This is a genomic window from Caballeronia mineralivorans PML1(12) (assembly GCF_001028175.1).
In the GTDB taxonomy this organism is placed as follows: Bacteria; Pseudomonadota; Gammaproteobacteria; order Burkholderiales; family Burkholderiaceae; genus Caballeronia; species Caballeronia mineralivorans.
Map to the genome: position 1 here is coordinate 1 of NZ_AEJF01000185.1, position 17,161 is coordinate 17,161.

19 protein-coding genes are annotated in these 17,161 nt (G+C 55.0%); 9 read left to right on the plus strand and 10 right to left on the minus strand.

What is annotated here, in order from left to right; all coding sequences use genetic code 11:
- On the minus strand, positions 1–1,362 hold a 1,362-nt coding region (locus EOS_RS31470; protein ID WP_047896117.1), incomplete at its 3' end, for a chloride channel protein.
- 312 nt (positions 1,363–1,674) lie between these two features.
- Entirely contained in the window at positions 1,675–1,854 is a 180-nt protein-coding gene (locus EOS_RS31475; protein ID WP_047896118.1) for a hypothetical protein, read from the minus strand.
- A 196-nt stretch (positions 1,855–2,050) separates the two neighbouring features.
- Here EOS_RS31475 and EOS_RS31480 point away from each other — a divergent pair, with 196 nt between their 5' ends.
- Positions 2,051–3,184 carry an OpgC domain-containing protein gene (locus EOS_RS31480; protein ID WP_047896119.1) on the plus strand — a complete coding sequence of 378 codons (1,134 nt, stop codon included), beginning with the start codon at positions 2,051–2,053 and terminating at the stop codon, positions 3,182–3,184.
- A gap of 53 nt (positions 3,185–3,237) precedes the next feature.
- Here the strand turns inward: EOS_RS31480 and EOS_RS31485 are convergent, their stop codons facing one another.
- The 8 genes from EOS_RS31485 to drt3a all read right to left on the minus strand — a co-directional run bounded on the left by EOS_RS31485 (position 3,238) and on the right by drt3a (position 12,215).
- Entirely contained in the window at positions 3,238–4,554 is a 1,317-nt protein-coding gene (locus tag EOS_RS31485) for an MFS transporter (RefSeq protein WP_047896120.1), read from the minus strand.
- Positions 4,555–4,851: 297 nt separating this feature from the next.
- The gene (locus tag EOS_RS31490) at positions 4,852–5,334 is read right to left on the minus strand and encodes an energy transducer TonB family protein (protein ID WP_047896121.1); all 483 of its coding nucleotides are present in this window, start codon (positions 5,332–5,334) and stop codon (positions 4,852–4,854) included.
- Between the two features lie 716 nt (positions 5,335–6,050).
- Complete coding sequence (locus EOS_RS31495) at positions 6,051–6,425, minus strand: type II toxin-antitoxin system death-on-curing family toxin (protein WP_047896122.1); 375 nt, start codon at positions 6,423–6,425, stop codon at positions 6,051–6,053.
- Positions 6,426–6,605 carry a hypothetical protein gene (locus EOS_RS31500; protein WP_047896123.1) on the minus strand — a complete coding sequence of 60 codons (180 nt, stop codon included), beginning with the start codon at positions 6,603–6,605 and terminating at the stop codon, positions 6,426–6,428.
- Between the two features lie 454 nt (positions 6,606–7,059).
- A complete protein-coding gene (locus EOS_RS47790) occupies positions 7,060–7,392 on the minus strand; it encodes a hypothetical protein (protein ID WP_200908725.1) in 333 nt (110 codons plus the stop codon).
- Complete coding sequence (locus EOS_RS31510) at positions 7,389–7,583, minus strand: hypothetical protein (RefSeq protein WP_047896124.1); 195 nt, start codon at positions 7,581–7,583, stop codon at positions 7,389–7,391. Before EOS_RS31510 ends, EOS_RS47790 begins: the two co-directional genes overlap by 4 nt.
- 1,403 nt (positions 7,584–8,986) lie before the next feature.
- Positions 8,987–10,912, minus strand: coding sequence for an antiviral reverse transcriptase Drt3b (gene drt3b, locus EOS_RS31515; protein WP_235443023.1), 1,926 nt, complete (start codon positions 10,910–10,912; stop codon positions 8,987–8,989).
- A gap of 43 nt (positions 10,913–10,955) precedes the next feature.
- Entirely contained in the window at positions 10,956–12,215 is a 1,260-nt protein-coding gene (drt3a, locus tag EOS_RS31520; RefSeq protein ID WP_047896125.1) for an antiviral reverse transcriptase Drt3a, read from the minus strand.
- A gap of 421 nt (positions 12,216–12,636) precedes the next feature.
- Here drt3a and EOS_RS31525 point away from each other — a divergent pair, with 421 nt between their 5' ends.
- The 8 genes from EOS_RS31525 to EOS_RS31560 all read left to right on the plus strand — a co-directional run bounded on the left by EOS_RS31525 (position 12,637) and on the right by EOS_RS31560 (position 17,149).
- Positions 12,637–12,936 (plus strand): hypothetical protein, encoded by a 300-nt coding sequence (locus tag EOS_RS31525; RefSeq protein WP_047896126.1) that lies wholly within the window; start codon positions 12,637–12,639, stop codon positions 12,934–12,936.
- Positions 12,933–14,051, plus strand: a complete 1,119-nt coding sequence (locus EOS_RS31530; protein ID WP_047896127.1) for a HigA family addiction module antitoxin — start codon at positions 12,933–12,935, stop codon at positions 14,049–14,051. Before EOS_RS31525 ends, EOS_RS31530 begins: the two co-directional genes overlap by 4 nt.
- 9 nt (positions 14,052–14,060) lie before the next feature.
- On the plus strand, positions 14,061–14,555 hold the full coding sequence (locus EOS_RS31535; protein WP_047896128.1) for a hypothetical protein: 495 nt from the start codon (positions 14,061–14,063) through the stop codon (positions 14,553–14,555).
- Positions 14,556–14,681: 126 nt separating this feature from the next.
- Entirely contained in the window at positions 14,682–15,020 is a 339-nt protein-coding gene (locus tag EOS_RS31540; RefSeq protein ID WP_047896129.1) for a hypothetical protein, read from the plus strand.
- A gap of 126 nt (positions 15,021–15,146) precedes the next feature.
- Positions 15,147–16,016: a hypothetical protein gene (locus EOS_RS31545; RefSeq protein WP_047896130.1), complete on the plus strand. Its 870-nt coding sequence runs from the start codon at positions 15,147–15,149 to the stop codon at positions 16,014–16,016.
- Between the two features lie 142 nt (positions 16,017–16,158).
- Positions 16,159–16,377 (plus strand): helix-turn-helix transcriptional regulator, encoded by a 219-nt coding sequence (locus EOS_RS31550; protein ID WP_047896131.1) that lies wholly within the window; start codon positions 16,159–16,161, stop codon positions 16,375–16,377.
- The gene (locus EOS_RS43740; protein WP_053064094.1) at positions 16,374–16,841 is read left to right on the plus strand and encodes a hypothetical protein; all 468 of its coding nucleotides are present in this window, start codon (positions 16,374–16,376) and stop codon (positions 16,839–16,841) included. Before EOS_RS31550 ends, EOS_RS43740 begins: the two co-directional genes overlap by 4 nt.
- Positions 16,838–17,149 carry a hypothetical protein gene (locus EOS_RS31560; RefSeq protein ID WP_235443024.1) on the plus strand — a complete coding sequence of 104 codons (312 nt, stop codon included), beginning with the start codon at positions 16,838–16,840 and terminating at the stop codon, positions 17,147–17,149. Before EOS_RS43740 ends, EOS_RS31560 begins: the two co-directional genes overlap by 4 nt.
- Positions 17,150–17,161 lie beyond the last annotated feature (12 nt).

The following is a 17,161-nucleotide window of genomic DNA, read 5'->3' on the forward strand; positions in this document are numbered from 1 at the left end:
CACTGGCGCTTCGTTCTCGGCGGGCGTTTCGGGCACTTCCGGCGATGCCCTGGGCACAGGCAACGGCAGCGGTGTCATGTAGCGCTCGGCCAGTGCCTCATAAAGCGGCGGCGCGAAGAAGCGCGACACCCGGCTCGCAATCAACGCCGTCGCCATGAGCGAAATCACCAGCGCGTGGCCGTTGATCATTTCCATCACGATCACAAACGACATGATCGGCGACTGCGTGACGGCCGCGAGATAACCGACCATGCCGAGCGCGATCAGCATCGACAACTGCATATGGCTGAAGACCATGTGCAGCACGTTGCCGAAGCCGGCACCAATCGATAGCGACGGCGCGAAGATCCCGCCGGGAATGCCGGGCAGATACGAGCCGATCATCGAGACCATCTTGAGCAGCGGATAAAAGAGCGAGAGTTGCTCATGTCCTTCGAGCAGGCCGCGCGCCTCGGCGTAGCCGCTGCCAAAGGTGGTGCCGCCCGACACAAGCCCGACCACGGCGATGATCAGCCCGCAGAGCATGGCGAACACGACCGGCCGCGACGCATGCATTTCGCGCAATCGCGCCGGAATCCACCTGGACGTATTGAGCAGCAACCAGCAAAACAGGCCGCCTGCGATGCCCGTTACGACGGCCGTGAGCACCACCGCAATGGCAAGCAGACTGGGGAAGTGCGTGCCGATTTCGATCGTGCCGAAATAGGTGTAGTTGCCGTTCAACCCGAGCGCGACGATCCCCGCGAGGATGATGCCCGTGATCAGCACGCCGCTTGTGCGCGCTTCGAAACTGCGCGTGAGCTCTTCGATTGCAAACACGATGCCGGCAAGCGGCGTGTTGAACGCCGCCGATAACCCCGCCGCCGCGCCAGCCAGCACGAGTTGCCGTTCGATACGGGCGTTCGAGCGCGGGAACAGGCGCCGCAGGTTGTACATCAGCGCTGCACCGACCTGGACAGTCGGACCTTCGCGGCCGATGGTGAAGCCGCCCAGGATCGCGAGAAACGAGATGCCCATCTTGGCGATCAGAATGCCCGGCGACAGCAGTCGCGCGCCGAGTCCCGGCGGACTGTGCAATACGGCGATGACTTGTGGAATACCGCTGCCTTCCGAGCCGCGAAAGAACGTTCGCGTGAGCCAGACAGATAAGGCGGCGACGGCCGGCGTCAGGATCAGCGGCAACCAGACGTGCTCGTGCTGAACCGAGCGAAACGCGTTATAGCCCCAGTCGATGAGCCTCGCGTACAACACCGCGACCAGCCCGACCGCAATTGCGCCTACCCAGAAAATACCGTAGCGATGCCAGAGGCTGCGCGCACGTCGAAGCGTAAATCGGGGAAGAGAGCGTAGCGCGCGAATCATGTGCAGTGAGCCATGCGACCGGCCGTCGGCAAAGGCGTGATTATACCGATTCGGCTTAATAATTAATCTGATCAGGCGCGCATTAACGTACCTCGAACCCGCCCCCGAAAAAGAAAACGGGGCGCGGCTTATTGAGCCGGCGCCCCAAAACACTCTCGTCGGGGTGGCGAGAGCGGAGAGAAGAACGTAATGAATGAGTAATATTTTATTCAGCATTTTGAATGACGCGCAAACGTTTCAACGATAGTCCAGGGAGAATGAAAGTTTTATCGACTACTGTGATTAGTTGTGACGTGGAGCGCTTACTGAAGATCAGGTTGTTATTACTTCGAAAGCGACTACGGCGGCAATGGCGCCAGCATTTGCAATCAGCGCCTGGAACACAATCCCGCGCCAGCTCGTTGTCCGGAAACGCACGGCCAGCATGAGCGCGGTGAATAACGCAATGGCGATTATGGCAACGACATCGGCACTTTGAAGATGAATGCGCATGACGCTCGCCTCACGATTGTTCACTGTTTGTTGAGTATAGACAGGACGTACCGGTACGCAAGTTGCACAAAAATCGGCAATGGCGTTGTTGTCACGATTATTGAATGATCTGACGGGAATTTTCCAAACGCTGCTAGTACTAACCCGATCTGGTGTTTTCCCGAGCAGGGCACGCTTTATCCACGGAGCTGCATCTATGAATTCCCCGAATCGCCGTTCTCTGGAAGTGGATTTCTTTCGGGGAGTCGTGCTGCTGGTGATTGCCGTAGATCACATTTCGGGAAGCGTCTTATCCAGATTTACACTCCACAGTTACGCGTTCTGCGATTCCGCAGAGGTTTTCGTGTTCCTGGGTGGATATGCGTCGGCGGCCGCTTATACAACGCTGGAAGCGAACCGGAGCCACGCGGCCGCGTGTCGTCGCTTTCTGAAACGCAGTTGGGAAATCTATCGCGCTTATCTCTTCACGGCCGTCATGATGCTGCTGGGCGGGGCGTTGTTGATGTGGCTGCGTATCGATACCCCCATGCTGCAGGTGACCGAATGGCCGTCGTTCCTGGCCCGGCCGATCGGCCTGACGCTTGATATCGCGACCTTGCGGCATCAGCCGTATTTGTCGGCGGTATTGCCCATGTACGCCATGTTCGCGCTCGCTGTGCCGTTCGCCGTGCCGTTGGCCGAACGTAAGCCGGTTGTCGTGCTGTTCGGCAGTCTCGGCATATGGCTGTTCGCTTCGCAGCTCGCGCAATGGTTGCCGTCGGCTTATGCGGAAGGGTGGTCGTTCAACCCGTTCGCGTGGCAATTGATGTTCGCGCTCGGCATGCTGGCGCGCGTGCAGCCGATCAGCGCCGAATTCCACAATTCGAAAACCGCCCGCTGGTTGACGCGCGGCGCGATTGTCGTGTTCCTGACGTTCGCGTTCGCGAAGCTTTTCCTCGAGACGCAGGCGCCCCCGGGATACATGAAGCAGAACCTCGCGAGCCTGCGCATTGTGAGTTTTGTCGTGATCGCGTGGTTGTTTGCGCAAGCGGTGCACGCCGGCTGGATCAGAGAGCTGGCGAAGAGCCTGCCGAGCGTGGTCAACATCGGCAAGCAGGGTCTGGTCTGTTTTATCGCGGGCGCGTGCATGTCGCTGGTCATCGATACCACCTTGCGGGTCGTTTCGCTCGGACACTACCAGTGGATAGCGGGGCTGACCGGGGACGCCATCGCGATCGGTGGCCTGATCCTGCTTGCAGCGTTCTGGCGCGATCGCAAGGAAGCGCAGCGGGCGCGGCTGCCGAAACGGCCACCGGTACCGGCGCATGCGGCTAACCAGCGCGATAGATGAAGGGAAACAATGTGCCACGCGTGCGCCTCACCGGCGCGCGTGGCACGTAAGCGCTAAGAAAGCTTGATGTTCCGCGTTTCTCGCATGCACAGCACGCCGATCAGACTGATCGCCGCCGCGATCGACACGTACCCGCCAACCCACGCCAGACCGCCGCGATTCGCCAGTAATTGCGCGATGTACGGCGCCACCGACGCTCCCAGGATCCCGCCCATGTTGTACGCCACGCCAGCTCCGGTATAACGCACGTTGGTCGGGAACAACTCGGGCAGCAGCGCGCCCATCGGGGCAAAGGTCACGCCCATCAGGAATAGTTCGATGGTGAGAAACAGCGCGACCGCATAGGTGTTGCCGCTGCCGAGCAGAGGCGCCATCGTGAAGCCGGACAGGATCGCCGCGATGCAACCGACGATCAGCACCGGCCGGCGGCCGAATTTATCGCTGGCCAGCGCGGAAATCGGCGTCGCGATAGCCATGAAAAGCACCGCAAAACACAGCAAGCCGAGAAATTTTTCGCGCGTGAAATGCAGCGTCGAGACGCCGTACGACAGCGAGAAAACCGTGGAGATGTAGAAGAGCGTGTAGCAGACAATCATCGCGATCGCGCCAAGCAGCGTGGGCTTGAGATATTGGCTGAGCAGCGTTGCGATCGGCACCCGCACGCGCTCCTTTTTCTCCAGAGCCGCGCGGAACGCCGGCGTCTCCGCAATCTTCAGGCGCACGTAAAGTCCGAGCGCCACCAGCACGGCACTCACGATGAACGGCACGCGCCAGCCCCAGCTGCGGAACTGTTCGTCGGTCAGAGAGAGCGCCAGGCCGAAGAACAATCCATTCGATGCCAGGAATCCGACCGACGGCCCGAGTTGCGGGAACATGCCGAACCAGCCGCGCTTGCCTTGCGGCGCGTATTCGGTGGCGAGCAGCGCTGCGCCTCCCCATTCACCGCCGAGCCCGATGCCCTGGCCGAAGCGCAGGATGCACAGCAGCACCGGCGCGAGGCTGCCGATGGACGCGTAGCCGGGCACGAAGCCGATCAGCGTGGTGGAGACGCCCATCACGAGCAGCGACGCGACGAGCGTCGATTTACGGCCGATCCGGTCGCCGAAATGGCCAAAGATGAACGAGCCGATCGGCCGCGCGATGAACGCGATGCCAAACGTGACAAACGCCGACAACGCCTGCGCCGCGGGCGAGCTGTGCGGGAAAAAGACCGGGCCGATGACCAGCGCGGCGGCCGTGGCATAGACATAGAAATCGTAGAACTCGATCGCCGTGCCGATAAAACTCGCAAAGATCACGCGGGAAGTGCTCATTTTCGCGTCGCTTGCGGGCGAGGCGGGTAATGAGCCCGATGGTGAGGCTGATGACATGGCATCTCCGGGTTCGCCCTTTGGACGCGTTTAAACGCGTGTCAGGACACTTTGTATTGAACGTGCAATGTGCAACGGGCGTCGGCCGCTCGAGGCGGTGTACGGCGTAGAAAACGAACGGCGTCCGACTGCGCGGGTGTGTCGCGGCGTTGACCGGTCAGGCGCGTTGCGCCAGGCGCTGGGTGGGCGACGGCGACGGCCTTGCCGGCATGGCCGGCGCGGGGTGTCGAAAATTATAACGACCGTGCGCTGCGGCCAGCAAGGAAACCATGCCGACAAAAGCACCAATCGTTCCGTTCAATCGATGGTGGTTGCCTGTGGCGAGTGGACGCTGCGCAGCTGGAACCGGCCGTTGTCGTTGAAGAGCCAGTCTTCGAACAGTTCGAGCTGACCGTTGCCGTCGAGCAGGCGTGCAGGCGGCGTGGGCAACGGCGACGCGTGCCGCAGCGACGCGAGGGCGGTGGCTTCGGCTTCATCGTCGCCATTGGTGCGGTACACCGACGAATGGATCACGCGGCCGCTGCGGTCCACCGTGAACGCGACCACGACTAGTGAGCGCAGCATCGCTTGCGGCGTGCCTTTGAGCACCAGCGACGGATTGCGATCGAAGATTTGCTGCGCGACGCGCACCTTGTACTGATCGAGCGTCGCGCTGTTTAGGGCGGCGGCCGGCTTCGGCGTTTCCAGCGCGCTGGGCGGCGGGGTGATCGTGCAGGCGGCGATGGTTGCTGCGATCGATAAGGCCAGCGCGATGCGCGAAATTTTAAGGTTGGAGGTCATGGTCGACGAGGCTCCGCGAATTCATTGAACTCATGCTTAACAATACGCGGCTGGTCCAGGTCTTGCTGTGACTTTTTGCAAGTTCAACTGCATTTTGACGCGCAAGGAGAGGACCATGAGCAACGATCCGACTGACCTGAAAAACCCGAAGCGGGCCGAACATAGCGATAACTAGGCAAGCAAGATGCCGGATCGCGCCGATGACGACCGTAAGCAGGCCCCCAAGCGATAAACCCGAGAAGAAGCCGGCAGAGGGCGAACCGGACGTCGGATGAGGTTTGGGCGACGGCACTTGGCAAGATGAAACCCGCATAGCAGACGATGTGGGTTTTTTATCGCGGTGGATGCTTAAGACCCGCTCGCCGGAGGACTTGCCAGGTAGTGCTGCGTTACCCGCGTCGTTGCGGGCGAAGACGGGCGTTCGCGGTCCTCAAAAAGCGCCAACGAAGAGCCCGACGAACTGACGGTATGAATGGCCTGCTAGGCTGGACGGGGAATTTGAAGTGGAAGGTTGCAGGCAAGCCGGGGTGCCGTTATTGGTGGAAGCGGTGTCCCCCCGAGGATGCCCGTGCGACAATGGTTTCAGGGGAATTATTTGCGTTAATCCACCTAAGGACCCACCTTAGAGGCATTGGTGACTGGTGGAATGGATTGAGGTTTAAGGGCACTTGATATGAAAAAGCCCGCGCTCGGCGGGCTTTGGCTTTCGGGCTCAGTTAGGTGAGCCAGATCCCGTACAAGAAGGATGCGAAAGTCTCGTGGTCGATAGCACCTTTGGCAACGTCAACGACGGCATCCTCTAACTCCGGTGTGCGCGGAATTGTGATGTTTTCGCGTTCGAGGTAGGTAAGCGCGCAGGTTAGTCCCGTCCGCTTATTTGCATCATTGAAGACGTGACCTCGCGCGATGGCGACGGTGTACATCGCTGCAATGCCGAAAACGTCATTTATGCCGTTGTAATGCGCATGATTGTCGACTCGGACCAAGGCAGCTTCGACGCCGCCCTTCCCACCCGAGGCAAACCCTGGAAGACCGCCAAAATCCGCGAGAATTTCGTCATGGATTGTGATCACGTAGTCCAGGTCCAGCATTTAGCGATTTTTGAGCGCAGTAAGCACATCCCGGTGCTCGGAAATAACCTTCCGAGCAGCACGTAAAACCTCAGATTTTTGGGCAGGCGTTGCCACACTCACCGACGACTTCGGATGAATGATCTCGCGCGCCCTAAGCTGGACGCCGTACAACTCGGTGATCCGCTTTTGTTGGGTCATGATCGCACTCCATTGCGTGTTACTTCTCACTGCACTTGCTACCTTTAACGGCAATTATACGCACATGTTTAGGTTTGACTAAAACCCCCATATGTGGTGTAGGTCTCCCAGTTTGGGTCAACACGTGCGATTACAAGATTCGTGACTGCTGCTCCGAACTTTGCCCAAAAAATGCTCACTACTGCAAGGCGGCGCCCCTAGCGCCGCCTTGCAGTGAGGGTACAGTTCGCTACGAGCCTGGTCAATAAGAGTAAATTTGCCTCGTCCGAACTCGACCGTCGGATACAGGAAGACGAGGTGCCGGCAGCGGGTTATGAAGAATGTAGGCGTTGGACGGTGCCCGTGGTTGAGGACCTTGACAGTCCTCGCATCAAAAAAGGATCGAAGGGTTGACCGTTTCAGCCACCCCCCTTTGGGCTCGCCACCCCGGTAGATTTCTACCGTCACCACGTGGTCAATTGCGCTGAACACACTTGAACTGCACCTCGGCTTTCGGGGAGTTGCCAAGCAAGAAGGGCGGTTCCCCTTCGTGGGCGCTAATAACCTTCATGTCCTTCATCTGATCGGTACAGTACTGGTTTGCTTCGCGAAAGGCGTCAGCCTTAAGATTTCCAGATCCGCTGAATCCTGTTGCGGCTTGGCGCGATACCATGAAATTGTCCTGCCCCATCGAGACCACGCCTGAGTTTGCGGCGCACCCATAAATCACGGTGCAAATCGAAACGACCCATAGGGACTGGCCAGCGGCAAGTAATCGCGTTCGTTCGAAGATGTTTTTGCGGTTCACTGCTTCACCCAGCCCATGCGAGTGTATGCGTCGGAGCACGTGTCGATTTCGTGCTGCGCGATGATCGGAAAGACGCCCGGTGTCGAGGCGTTGCATTGAGCGACCTGACCTGTTTTCGGATCTTTGAACACAGCGGGTGAGGCGCATGCTGCCAGGAGGATGGCGGAGAGGACGACGAGCGCTCTCTTCATATATCGGTATCGGTCCTGTTAGATGTAGCGTGGGGCCATCTTCCGACTGCAACGCGGGTTAGCTACGGTGGATAAGGTCCAGAAAGATAGGTTTCATCTCTAATCGCCTTGAGTTGTTCGAGGATGGCGACGGCCTGACCCGACAGGGGCACCATCCGCTAAACTCACTTGGGGATATACCCCGAGAGATAGGCCCTTTTCCTTGCCGTCGCTCCAGTAGCGCATGCGCTAGTATTTGCGCCCGTCAAGGTACACCCAAAGGTATAGCCCCTCGCCATCGTGCAGCTTGCGCAGGGCCTTGCCGTCGCTGGTGGCTTTCTTTACTTCAGTTGCGGAAAGTAGGTTGGTTGCCATCGTGGTAAGTCCCGTAGTGGAACTTCAAGTTACCACGATTTTCTACCACGGTTCTGAGCTTGATTGGTTTGGAGTGGTTTGGATTCGCTTGGAGCGGTAATCCTCGCAGAGCCCTATACTTATTGAGTTTGTTGGCTCTGGAACCCTTGCTGAATATGGTGAACTGGCGGAAGCGGTGTCCGCCAACACTGCCGTATTTAAAGGGTTTACAGCGATATTTTTAGAAAAAGTACCCGATGAAGTACCCGGAAACTCAAGGCATTTCGTCAGGCAAGGGTTTGCGGGCTTCGAATCCCTCGACTCCGCCCAAATCTCCGCCTTACTCCTTATGTACTAAGGCTTTAAGGCCGGTCCACCCAGAAAGTAACCGAAAAAATACCCACCTTCCAGTCTCTCATTACATGCTCGGTTTAACGCTTTAACTACCATCCATGTGGCAGTTCGCGAGCCGCCGAAGACAAAAACCTCTGGAGACATGGAGACAGAATGCATTAGTTGGCTGAAAGCCTTGCTGCATAAGGATTCCCCTGTCTCCAAGTGTGTCTTCAAAACAACCATTTCTTGGAGACACATTTGAAGACAAAGAATCGACCACACCGTTCGATTCCTCCCGGGTGGCGTTCGCGTGCATAGATAGTTAGTTCTGACGCTTCGTCAGATCCCAGCTCTGGAACTTCCGCGCGCAAAGATTATTCTGCGCCGCCTCTCGCCGCCAAGATGCGTGCCGCCGCACCCTAATTGTTGAGCTTAGCTGTCGAGAGTACTGACGAGCACCCGCTGTAACCGCGAAATCGATCGCAGGTCTTCGAAGCCTGTTTTGGTAGCGTTGCCGTTAGGAAACTTGGCGGCCACGCAGCGAGTGCGCTCTAAGAGGAAGGTGAAGGGTGGCCGAGCCCGCTGAGTGTGTGCGGTTTTCACCGCTCATATACCGGTCTGCTTAGCGCTTCCGTATTGGAGCGGCTATATGTACCCGGTATAGAAGTACAGTTGCCCTGAACGAGCGGCTTCTGTGGAGGAGCTGGCCGCCCTTCGGCGCTGAGTCTACAGGGTTAGTAAGCACGCTTCAATTCTTTCTTTTCAAGTGAATTGAGCAGATCCACTTCCGTCCAGTTAACAAACCAATACTGTGTCGCGGCCCGCGCAATAAAATCTGCTAATTCGTCGGCCGTTGGCGCGTCGAGTTTCATCTGAGCGTAAAAGCCCTCAATCCAGCGACGCCTTTGGGTGTGATAGATGTAAGGGCAAGTTATCATATCGAGGAATAAATGTGCCTTCTCGGAATTGACAAATATATCCGTTAAATTCCTAAGTCTCGCATCAGCCGCTTTAACCAAACTTCTGCGCAATGTTCGATAGGCTGGATCTTTCCGAACGTAAAACAAACCACAAACAATATCAAAATAGGAAAATTTCCCGGTGCCCTCGAATAGACTTTTTACTGTGCTTTCGGGCAGGAGATAGTTAGCACCCAGCTCACGGACCGCTAGCAATACATTGCTTGCTTCTAACCATGTGAAACCCTCAATCGCTGCCCTACTGCCCTCGTTTCCCCGAGAAAGGAATGCATTCGCGAGATCAAATATCCGCTGCTTCACCGTTTCCTTATGAACGCCCAGATTCTTTTCGGCGAATCGTATCAGTACGATGATCGACGTCGCTAGCTTATAGGAAGAGCTTACTGAGGGTGCAACAGAATAGAGGAAAAAGAGAACATCAAGCAAGACCAGACTACTGTCTCTATAGTTAAAAAGGGTCTCCTCGTCTGACGTGGCAAGGTTGATATTAGCGAGCTTCTTAACGCGCTCGGTAAAAGTAGATATCAGGTATGACGATACATCATCATAGGTAACATCGTTATATGAGCAAACCGATTTAACGATATCAACGAAGCTTCGCGTAAGTCGCCATTGATAGTAAATTTTCTTTGGAATTAATCTGGATGCATCATCAACATCTTCGAGAAATTTATCAAAAAATTCATTGGCTTTATTGCTTACATCGCGAGTGATACGTGATTTTTTTGTAAAAAATGGGCGTGCCAGTCGAAGGGATTTGGCGGCATTTGTGTGCAGATTAAACGTTGTAAGCGTATCGCTATAGCACTCGTAGATGGTTTTTGCATCGCCTTCGTTCCGTGCGAATATAAATACGTCATCTACATATCTGCGAACTTCGTAATGGATTCCGAAAATAAGCTTATAGGACTGACTCAGACGTAAAAATGCGCGTCGATCGACGGCTTGAAATATTATTTCTGCAAAAATTCGACTTACTTCCGGGCCGATAACGATTCCATTTGTTTCATTGTGATTCGCGTTTCTCATTACTGAATCGAACGCCTGACCGAACGTTGAATCTATATCAACATGCGCTTTCGTAAACTCCTTGTCCTTTACAGCCCAAGACATACAGTGGGTGTATATGCTATCAAAGCACTTCGAGACATCTAAAGTCCACAGGAATCCGTAAGCCTTTTCTAGCTCAAGAAAATCACGTGAATCGAAAAATTTATACAGGCGATCGTGTCCGCGATATGCGAAGAAGGAGGGGCTGTACTTTGTAAATCGATCAGTTTCAGTCTCAGCAACGCTGCCGTTCTTGTATTGATTAATGTTCTCCCACGAGCTTTTTGTGTAAAAGGTTGCGGCGACTTTGTTTGGAGCGCGGATCGATGCAGGGCTAAGGGAGCAAAAGTGCAGAATAAGATTTTCGTATTTTTCATAGAACGCCTTAATTCTCCACTGAGAAGTAGGGTGTACTAACGCAAGACGTCTAAATTCAAAGGCGTTTTTTCGTATTTTGTATGAATGAGGATTGGTAGGGGAAAATTTAGGCGCAGACTCCCCGGTTATTATCCCGTCTATTAGACTCCGCATAATCCCTGTAGCCCGCTCAGCGCGCAGGACGTTATTATACAGTCCTTCGTTCGAAAAGATGATGGGCGTTTCATAGGGCAGAGTTTCGGTCGCGAGCACGCGGCAGTAATCTCGTTTGTTTATTCTTTTAGGCTTGCTCCCTTTACTCATGTGCCCAGCACCCCTGTATCGCGTGAATGTGTGTCGGATGAAAATATGCGAACGTCCGTTTTTCATGCCCTCGTTTAAAGCTCAAGGTCAAAAGCTCGCGTTTTTGCTGGACGGTTAAAAGTCCCGAGCTACGCGAGAATAACCGTCCGTTGCTTCCCCGTATGGCATCGTGCAGAAATTTATCAAGTTGATGGAGGCTGCCACCTACCTCGGTCGAGAGATGGGGGTAGTTATAGAATATTCCGGCAAGCTTGCGCCTACCTGTATTGATATCTCGAATACTGAAATTCGTTGTCAAAAATTTTAGTCGATCATAGAGCAAACTGAAGTCAGCGGTTTTCGAGAAATCTAGGAAAGCGCGGCAAATCCTCGTTTTATAGCGAGTTTTTTTATTGCTTGAGATATCTACTTTTACATCACGAAATTGCCGTTGAACACGCACCCTCTTGTCTTTGAACGGTTCTTTCACTGAAAACTCATAACCCAGGTAACTGAATGAGAATAAAATCTTCTCGATCGCGCTCGGAGTTACGCGCTCTCTGGCACATTTAACGTGTTGCTTTCCTTCATTGAGGACAAGGCCCTCGGGCAGGTTCTTAACCAACGCCTTTAAGAAACTCCGCTCGTTCTCGACTGCGTTTGTTACAACAACAATATCATCGACATATCGTGCATAAAAATACACACCGAGAGCATTGGTCGTGCTTTCGTCGAAAGCATCCATCATAAGTTCAGCCAATACGGCGCTCAACGCCAAGCCACGCGGGATTCCAGTTCCCCCTGCGGCCTCAAAGAACGCGAGAACTTTACCGATAAGGCGTTTCGTTTGAGGGCTTAACGTTTTGAAGTCGTTTATTTTTTTTATAATGTCGGCCGTTATAAACGATTCATAGAAGGCACTTATGTCCAGTCGGTATACTCTGAACGGGGTTCCTTCCGCCAAAAGATGTTTCAAGTTGGAGATAATCGATTGCCGGTCCGGCTGTCGCACCCTAGTAACGCGCCTCAGATTCAAAGTCACTTTGCGCAGAACCAGTTCGTCGGGTAGGTTCAACGTGTGATAGATGTTTTTTCCCCCTTTTGTGAACGACATCAGCGGATTGCGCCCATCGAAATCGCTATGAGCTATGTTAGACGCGGCTTGAATCCGCGCTTGCTTGACGCTGTCATCGTAGATTGTGGGGAAATCACGAAAGTCAGACTTTCGAACTAGCCGAGCGAGAGTAGCCGGACTGAAGGATTGATCGTACACCGCGTTAATTCCTCTCTGTGCGTGCTACTGCGCGATTGCGTTCCAGAAGATAGCGAAGCGATTATGCCTCGTCCGTTGGAGTGCCGCGTCGCGATAGCCGGATGGCGGTAAACGCAAGCTCAGTCGTTAGCGACCTGCGAACTCTTAACTGAACTCTTAACTTTCAACCCAACGCGTGTAAGCACGCCGCCTTCTTCGACCCGATCGAACAGCTTGGCGAACCTTGGCCTCCGATCCGCGCTCACGCGGCCCCATGTGCTCGCCGTTGCGATCCGCCGCATATCAACAGCGAACCAACGGCCTCACTTTCGCACGCTCTCAGAACACCATGTGCCAGGCGAAACGGGTCGCTATTAAAATATGCAAATATGTGTCAGGTACATATTTGCATATTTATGTTTGAGCGTTATACTTCACCGCCATGGACCTGAAATTTTTGCATGAAGCACTGGATCGCCTAGAGACCGACGCCGGGTTCGACCACGACCTGCCGCAGGCGGTTGTCCGCGCTTATAGAAAGCGACTGGCGGTTTTTCGCAGCGCCACCAGCAGACACGATTTGCTTGCGTCCCGGTCACTCGGCATGACTTGCCAAGCGGGCGGGGGCCGCTGCCGTGCGTCGCTTATAGATAATTTTGCATTGGTATTTGAAATTGTGGACGACGATAGCTTGGTCACCGTCGTTTCCATCAATTCTGTTGAATCGGAGATGTCTATATGAACACTCGCGTCCCAGCAGAGGTGTTTCCACCCGGCGAATTCCTCAAGGAGGAACTCGATGCGCGCAATTGGTCGCAAGTCGAGTTTGCCGAAATCATCGGCAAGGATACGCGCTCGGTTTATGAAATTGTCAACGGCAAACGGTCCATTACTCCCGAGACTGCTGTCATCTTCGCAGAGGCTCTCGGCACGAGCGCGCAACTGTGGATGAATTTGGAGAGCCAATTTCAGCTATCGCGGATTCGCCCAAGCTCGGATGCGATCTCGCGAAAAGCACAGTTGCACGGGAAGTTTCCTATTCGCGAAATGGCGAAGCGCGGATGGATACGGGCCACGAAAGATATCGATTCGCTCGAAAAAGCCGTGCTTGGCTTCTTTGCGGTGGATTCAATTGAAGCAGCCCCACAATTTGTGCACTCCGCCAAAAAAACCAGCTACGACGAAGCGTCTGTGCAGCAACTTGCTTGGCTATTCAGATGCAGGGAGATCGCGAGGACGTTGCTAATCGAAGCGTTTACACCGGCGAAGCTTCGCTCTTCGCTGGAACGACTGCGGGCTTTGACTAGCGCGCCGGAAGAGATTCGCCACGTTCCACGAATATTGGCGGAATGTGGAGTGCGTCTTGTCTTCGTTGAAACGCTACCGGGTTCGCGCATCGACGGCGCTTGCTTCTGGCTCGATAGCAAACGGCCGGTCGTCGCTATGTCTTTGCGGCATGACCGTATCGACAATTTTTGGTTCGTACTACGCCATGAACTTGAACACGTCCTTGAAGGTCATGGCAAAGGTGATTTCTGCATCGATCACGACATGGACTCCCGAGAGGCGGGTGCATTGTCAATCGAAGAGGAAGTGGCGAACGCTGCCGCAGCAGAATTCTGCGTACCGAAGAAGCAAATGGACGACTTCGTCGCTCGCGTATCTCCGTTCTTTTCAGATCAAAAAGTAACTTTGTTTGCTCGGCGAATTGCTGTGCATCCCGGGTTGGTTGTCGGCCAACTTCAACGGCGCTTGAACAGATACGACTTATTTAAAAAGCACTTAGTGAAGATTCGCTCGATTGCTGTATCCACTGGCGCTACCGATGGGTGGGGCCTTCAATATCCTCTCGATTAAGGATTAAACGTGTCCGCCTATTCGAACGCAGTAAAAGACTATGTTGAGCGCTACAAAAAGGAAGTGCGCAACGATGGATTGGTCGATCCCCATGATGTTGCGGCCTGGGCTTATAAAAATGGCTTGCACAAACCGAACATCAAAACCGTGATCGACGCTATCGCGGCCGACATCTCCCAAGTGTTTCGCGAAGAATATCGGACGGATCCGAGTGGAAAGCGATATCGGGCAAAACATGCGGTCAACTCGAAGGGTAAAGACAATCGGACCTTGGCCCTATGGGCGGACATTGATGACGTGAATGCTCCGCACGGTCATTTCGTGAGATCGTTTGGTCAGCGTCGGATACAGATCGTTGGCGATTGCTTCCAGTTGAAGAATGACGTGGATGTTTACAACGAAAAAGATCCGGCAAGGGAGCAGATCAATCTGGTGCTCGACTTCACTAACGACGTCGAAGAGCTCCAGCTACCGATCAAAGATAGTGGTGGGAAGGCGGCATAAATGGAATTCGCTCCTGCATGGCGATGCATGAGCGGACATCAGCTCAAGTACGAAGATCGTAAAGCGCGGTCGTCAGCCGCGCCTTGACCAACGTTGCATTTTGAGTTTTCAAGATAAGGGAAAACAATGGCGATCACTGTCAACGCTTCTAAGCCCAGTCAACTCCTAGCAGCAATAAAGAAAGCAATTGACGATAAGGAAATCGAAACCTGGAGTTACGATGGCGACGGTGATTTCACCCACACGCCGGATCAATGGAAAAACAAGGCGTGGCTTCGCCCGGTTGTTGTATCCAGTAGTCTTCGGTTTGGTCTACTCGGGCAGAAGGATATCGATATGACAAAGGTTGTGTACGGTGTGTATCACGGACGCTTCAACGAAATGCTTTTGACTCATTTCGACGAAGACTTCTCCTCGACCGTCGCAAGCGCGCAAAAGGACGCGAGCGTTGATCAATTCAACTGATTAAACGGCCTCCTTAGATCAAGCGGACAGCGACGTGCATAGTCGTCATTGTTTCGCCGATGGCGGTTACGTTCCCTCACCGGCTGTGCAGATTCCTGCCTCGAAGGGCGCATTGGAAGGCTGCGCATGAAAACCGAATTCCCCGAGTGGGTGCCGGCGACCATAACCAACGAATTGGTCCGGATCGAAGGCGCTCCCGGTATCTACACTCAAAGTGACTTGGCATGCGCGCGTCGTCTCGTGTTTAGCGAGCAGATGCGCGGCTTCTACGCGGATAGCTGGTTTCGCTGTTGGCGATCACCGGAATGCTGGAGCATTTGGTTTAACTATGCATGGCACGCTGCCAGTTATGAATACGATGCCGGTCGAGAAGCCAAGCGAAAACACATAGACGCCATGAACGCGCTTCGACAGCATTTACAAGCTGCCGCGAGAGCTATGGATGCGGTCGATGCGGCAAGAGAGGACTCTCCGCTAACGGCTCCGCTCGAATTCGCTGATGTATTTCGACTCGTGCCCATCGCAGCGCAGGAGTCTGCGCGTCGAGGCGTGGCTTACCGGTACGATTCCCATATCCGACAACGGATCGAGCGGGCTACTTCCGGCTACGATCTGCGATATGTGCCAAACGCGTCAGACCTGTTGCACGCACTTTCGTCACTCACCGAATCGTGGCTTGACAATACCGACTCCAATTGGGGTGACTCGGTTGAGCGTGCCGCCATGACCTCCCGACAAGCCATGCCCGTTCCGCAATATGTTCGATGGTTCGATGAGCAAATGGCCGGGTATGGGTGGACGCTCGAAGAGCAGCTAGCCGACGATCAATTTCCGCTCGCATCTCCCGTATTTGAAACGAACCACAAGGTACCGGATCGATTGATGGCCATTCAATACTGCGTGGCCACCGGCCTTCCGCCGATGGAAGGCTTTGTTGATCGCATCCGAAAAGCGCGCGAGGGAAGTGGTCGAGGCGCGGCCGATAACGATGTTTGACCCCGAAGTGGCTACCTCATGGCTACCGGCGGAAACTTCGAGTGACGAGCGCGGATTGAAGACTCCGTGGACCGCATGGCATAAAAATTAAAGAATGCGCCTGACTCCACAAGCCTGTTTGTGGAGGTTTACGGAGGCGCTAATGCCAGCAAAAACCGAATCTCCCGTATCACCGCAAAAGCGCATGGAGCGCATGCCGTCCGTCCTGGCGCGTGTTCAACTGAGCGAAAGCGAAGTTCGTCGGCGGATTAAGGCGGGCACATTTCCGAAGCCGGTGAAGCTCGGCCCGCGTGCTATTGCATTCAACTCGGCGCAGATCGACGCGTGGCTGGACTCCCTGACGAGCGGGAGCGACGCATGAACGCAAACGCTCTTCTGTTCGTGCTCAATCGCGGCGGCCCATACGGGCGTCGCATGGCGGATGCATCCGCTATCCGCGAAGCTGCGTACGCCGCGTGCCCGGATCAACAAGCCCGCGAGATGGCCGACAGCTTGGAGTCGGTCGAAGGCATCCTGTGGAATCGCGGCGACGCAGCCAGCCAGGTCGCAGCGCTCAGTGCAACGCTGATTGCTTGCCTGCTGCTCAGGCCTGTGAAGCTCTCCTCTCGCTCCCACGCGAGCGTTGCCAGCGCATGGGTTCAGGCGTGCGACGATGCGTTGGCGGCAGAGGACGCGCACGGCTGCGAGCGCAGCATCACGCTCGTTGACCGACTGGACAAAATCAGCGCATTGCTGTGGTGGAGGGGTGACGACAAACACGGCCGGGCCGCGATTCAGGTTCAACGCATCGCCGCACGGCTGATTGCGTTGGGAGGTGCGCAATGACGGAAAACACTTTGTCAGTTGCGCAGTCCGCTATCGAGCGCACGCAAAGCGAACGTGAAGCAGCACGCGTCGCCAAGCACGCAGCGGAATCTCGGCACTACGCTGCCGTGATTGCACGCCAGCGCGAGCGCTATAGCGCAGCCTATGGGCGCACTCACGATATGGAGGCACGCGAGGCGGCTCGCGCGATGTTCGTGGCGGCGGCCATTTTCGAGCGTGATGCAAATCGGATTCCCTCCCGCGCGAAGAAGGCCATTGATGCGCTCAAGCTCGCCGTCTTCATGCTCGACCCCAAGGCCCCGGCATGACACGCGTCCAAA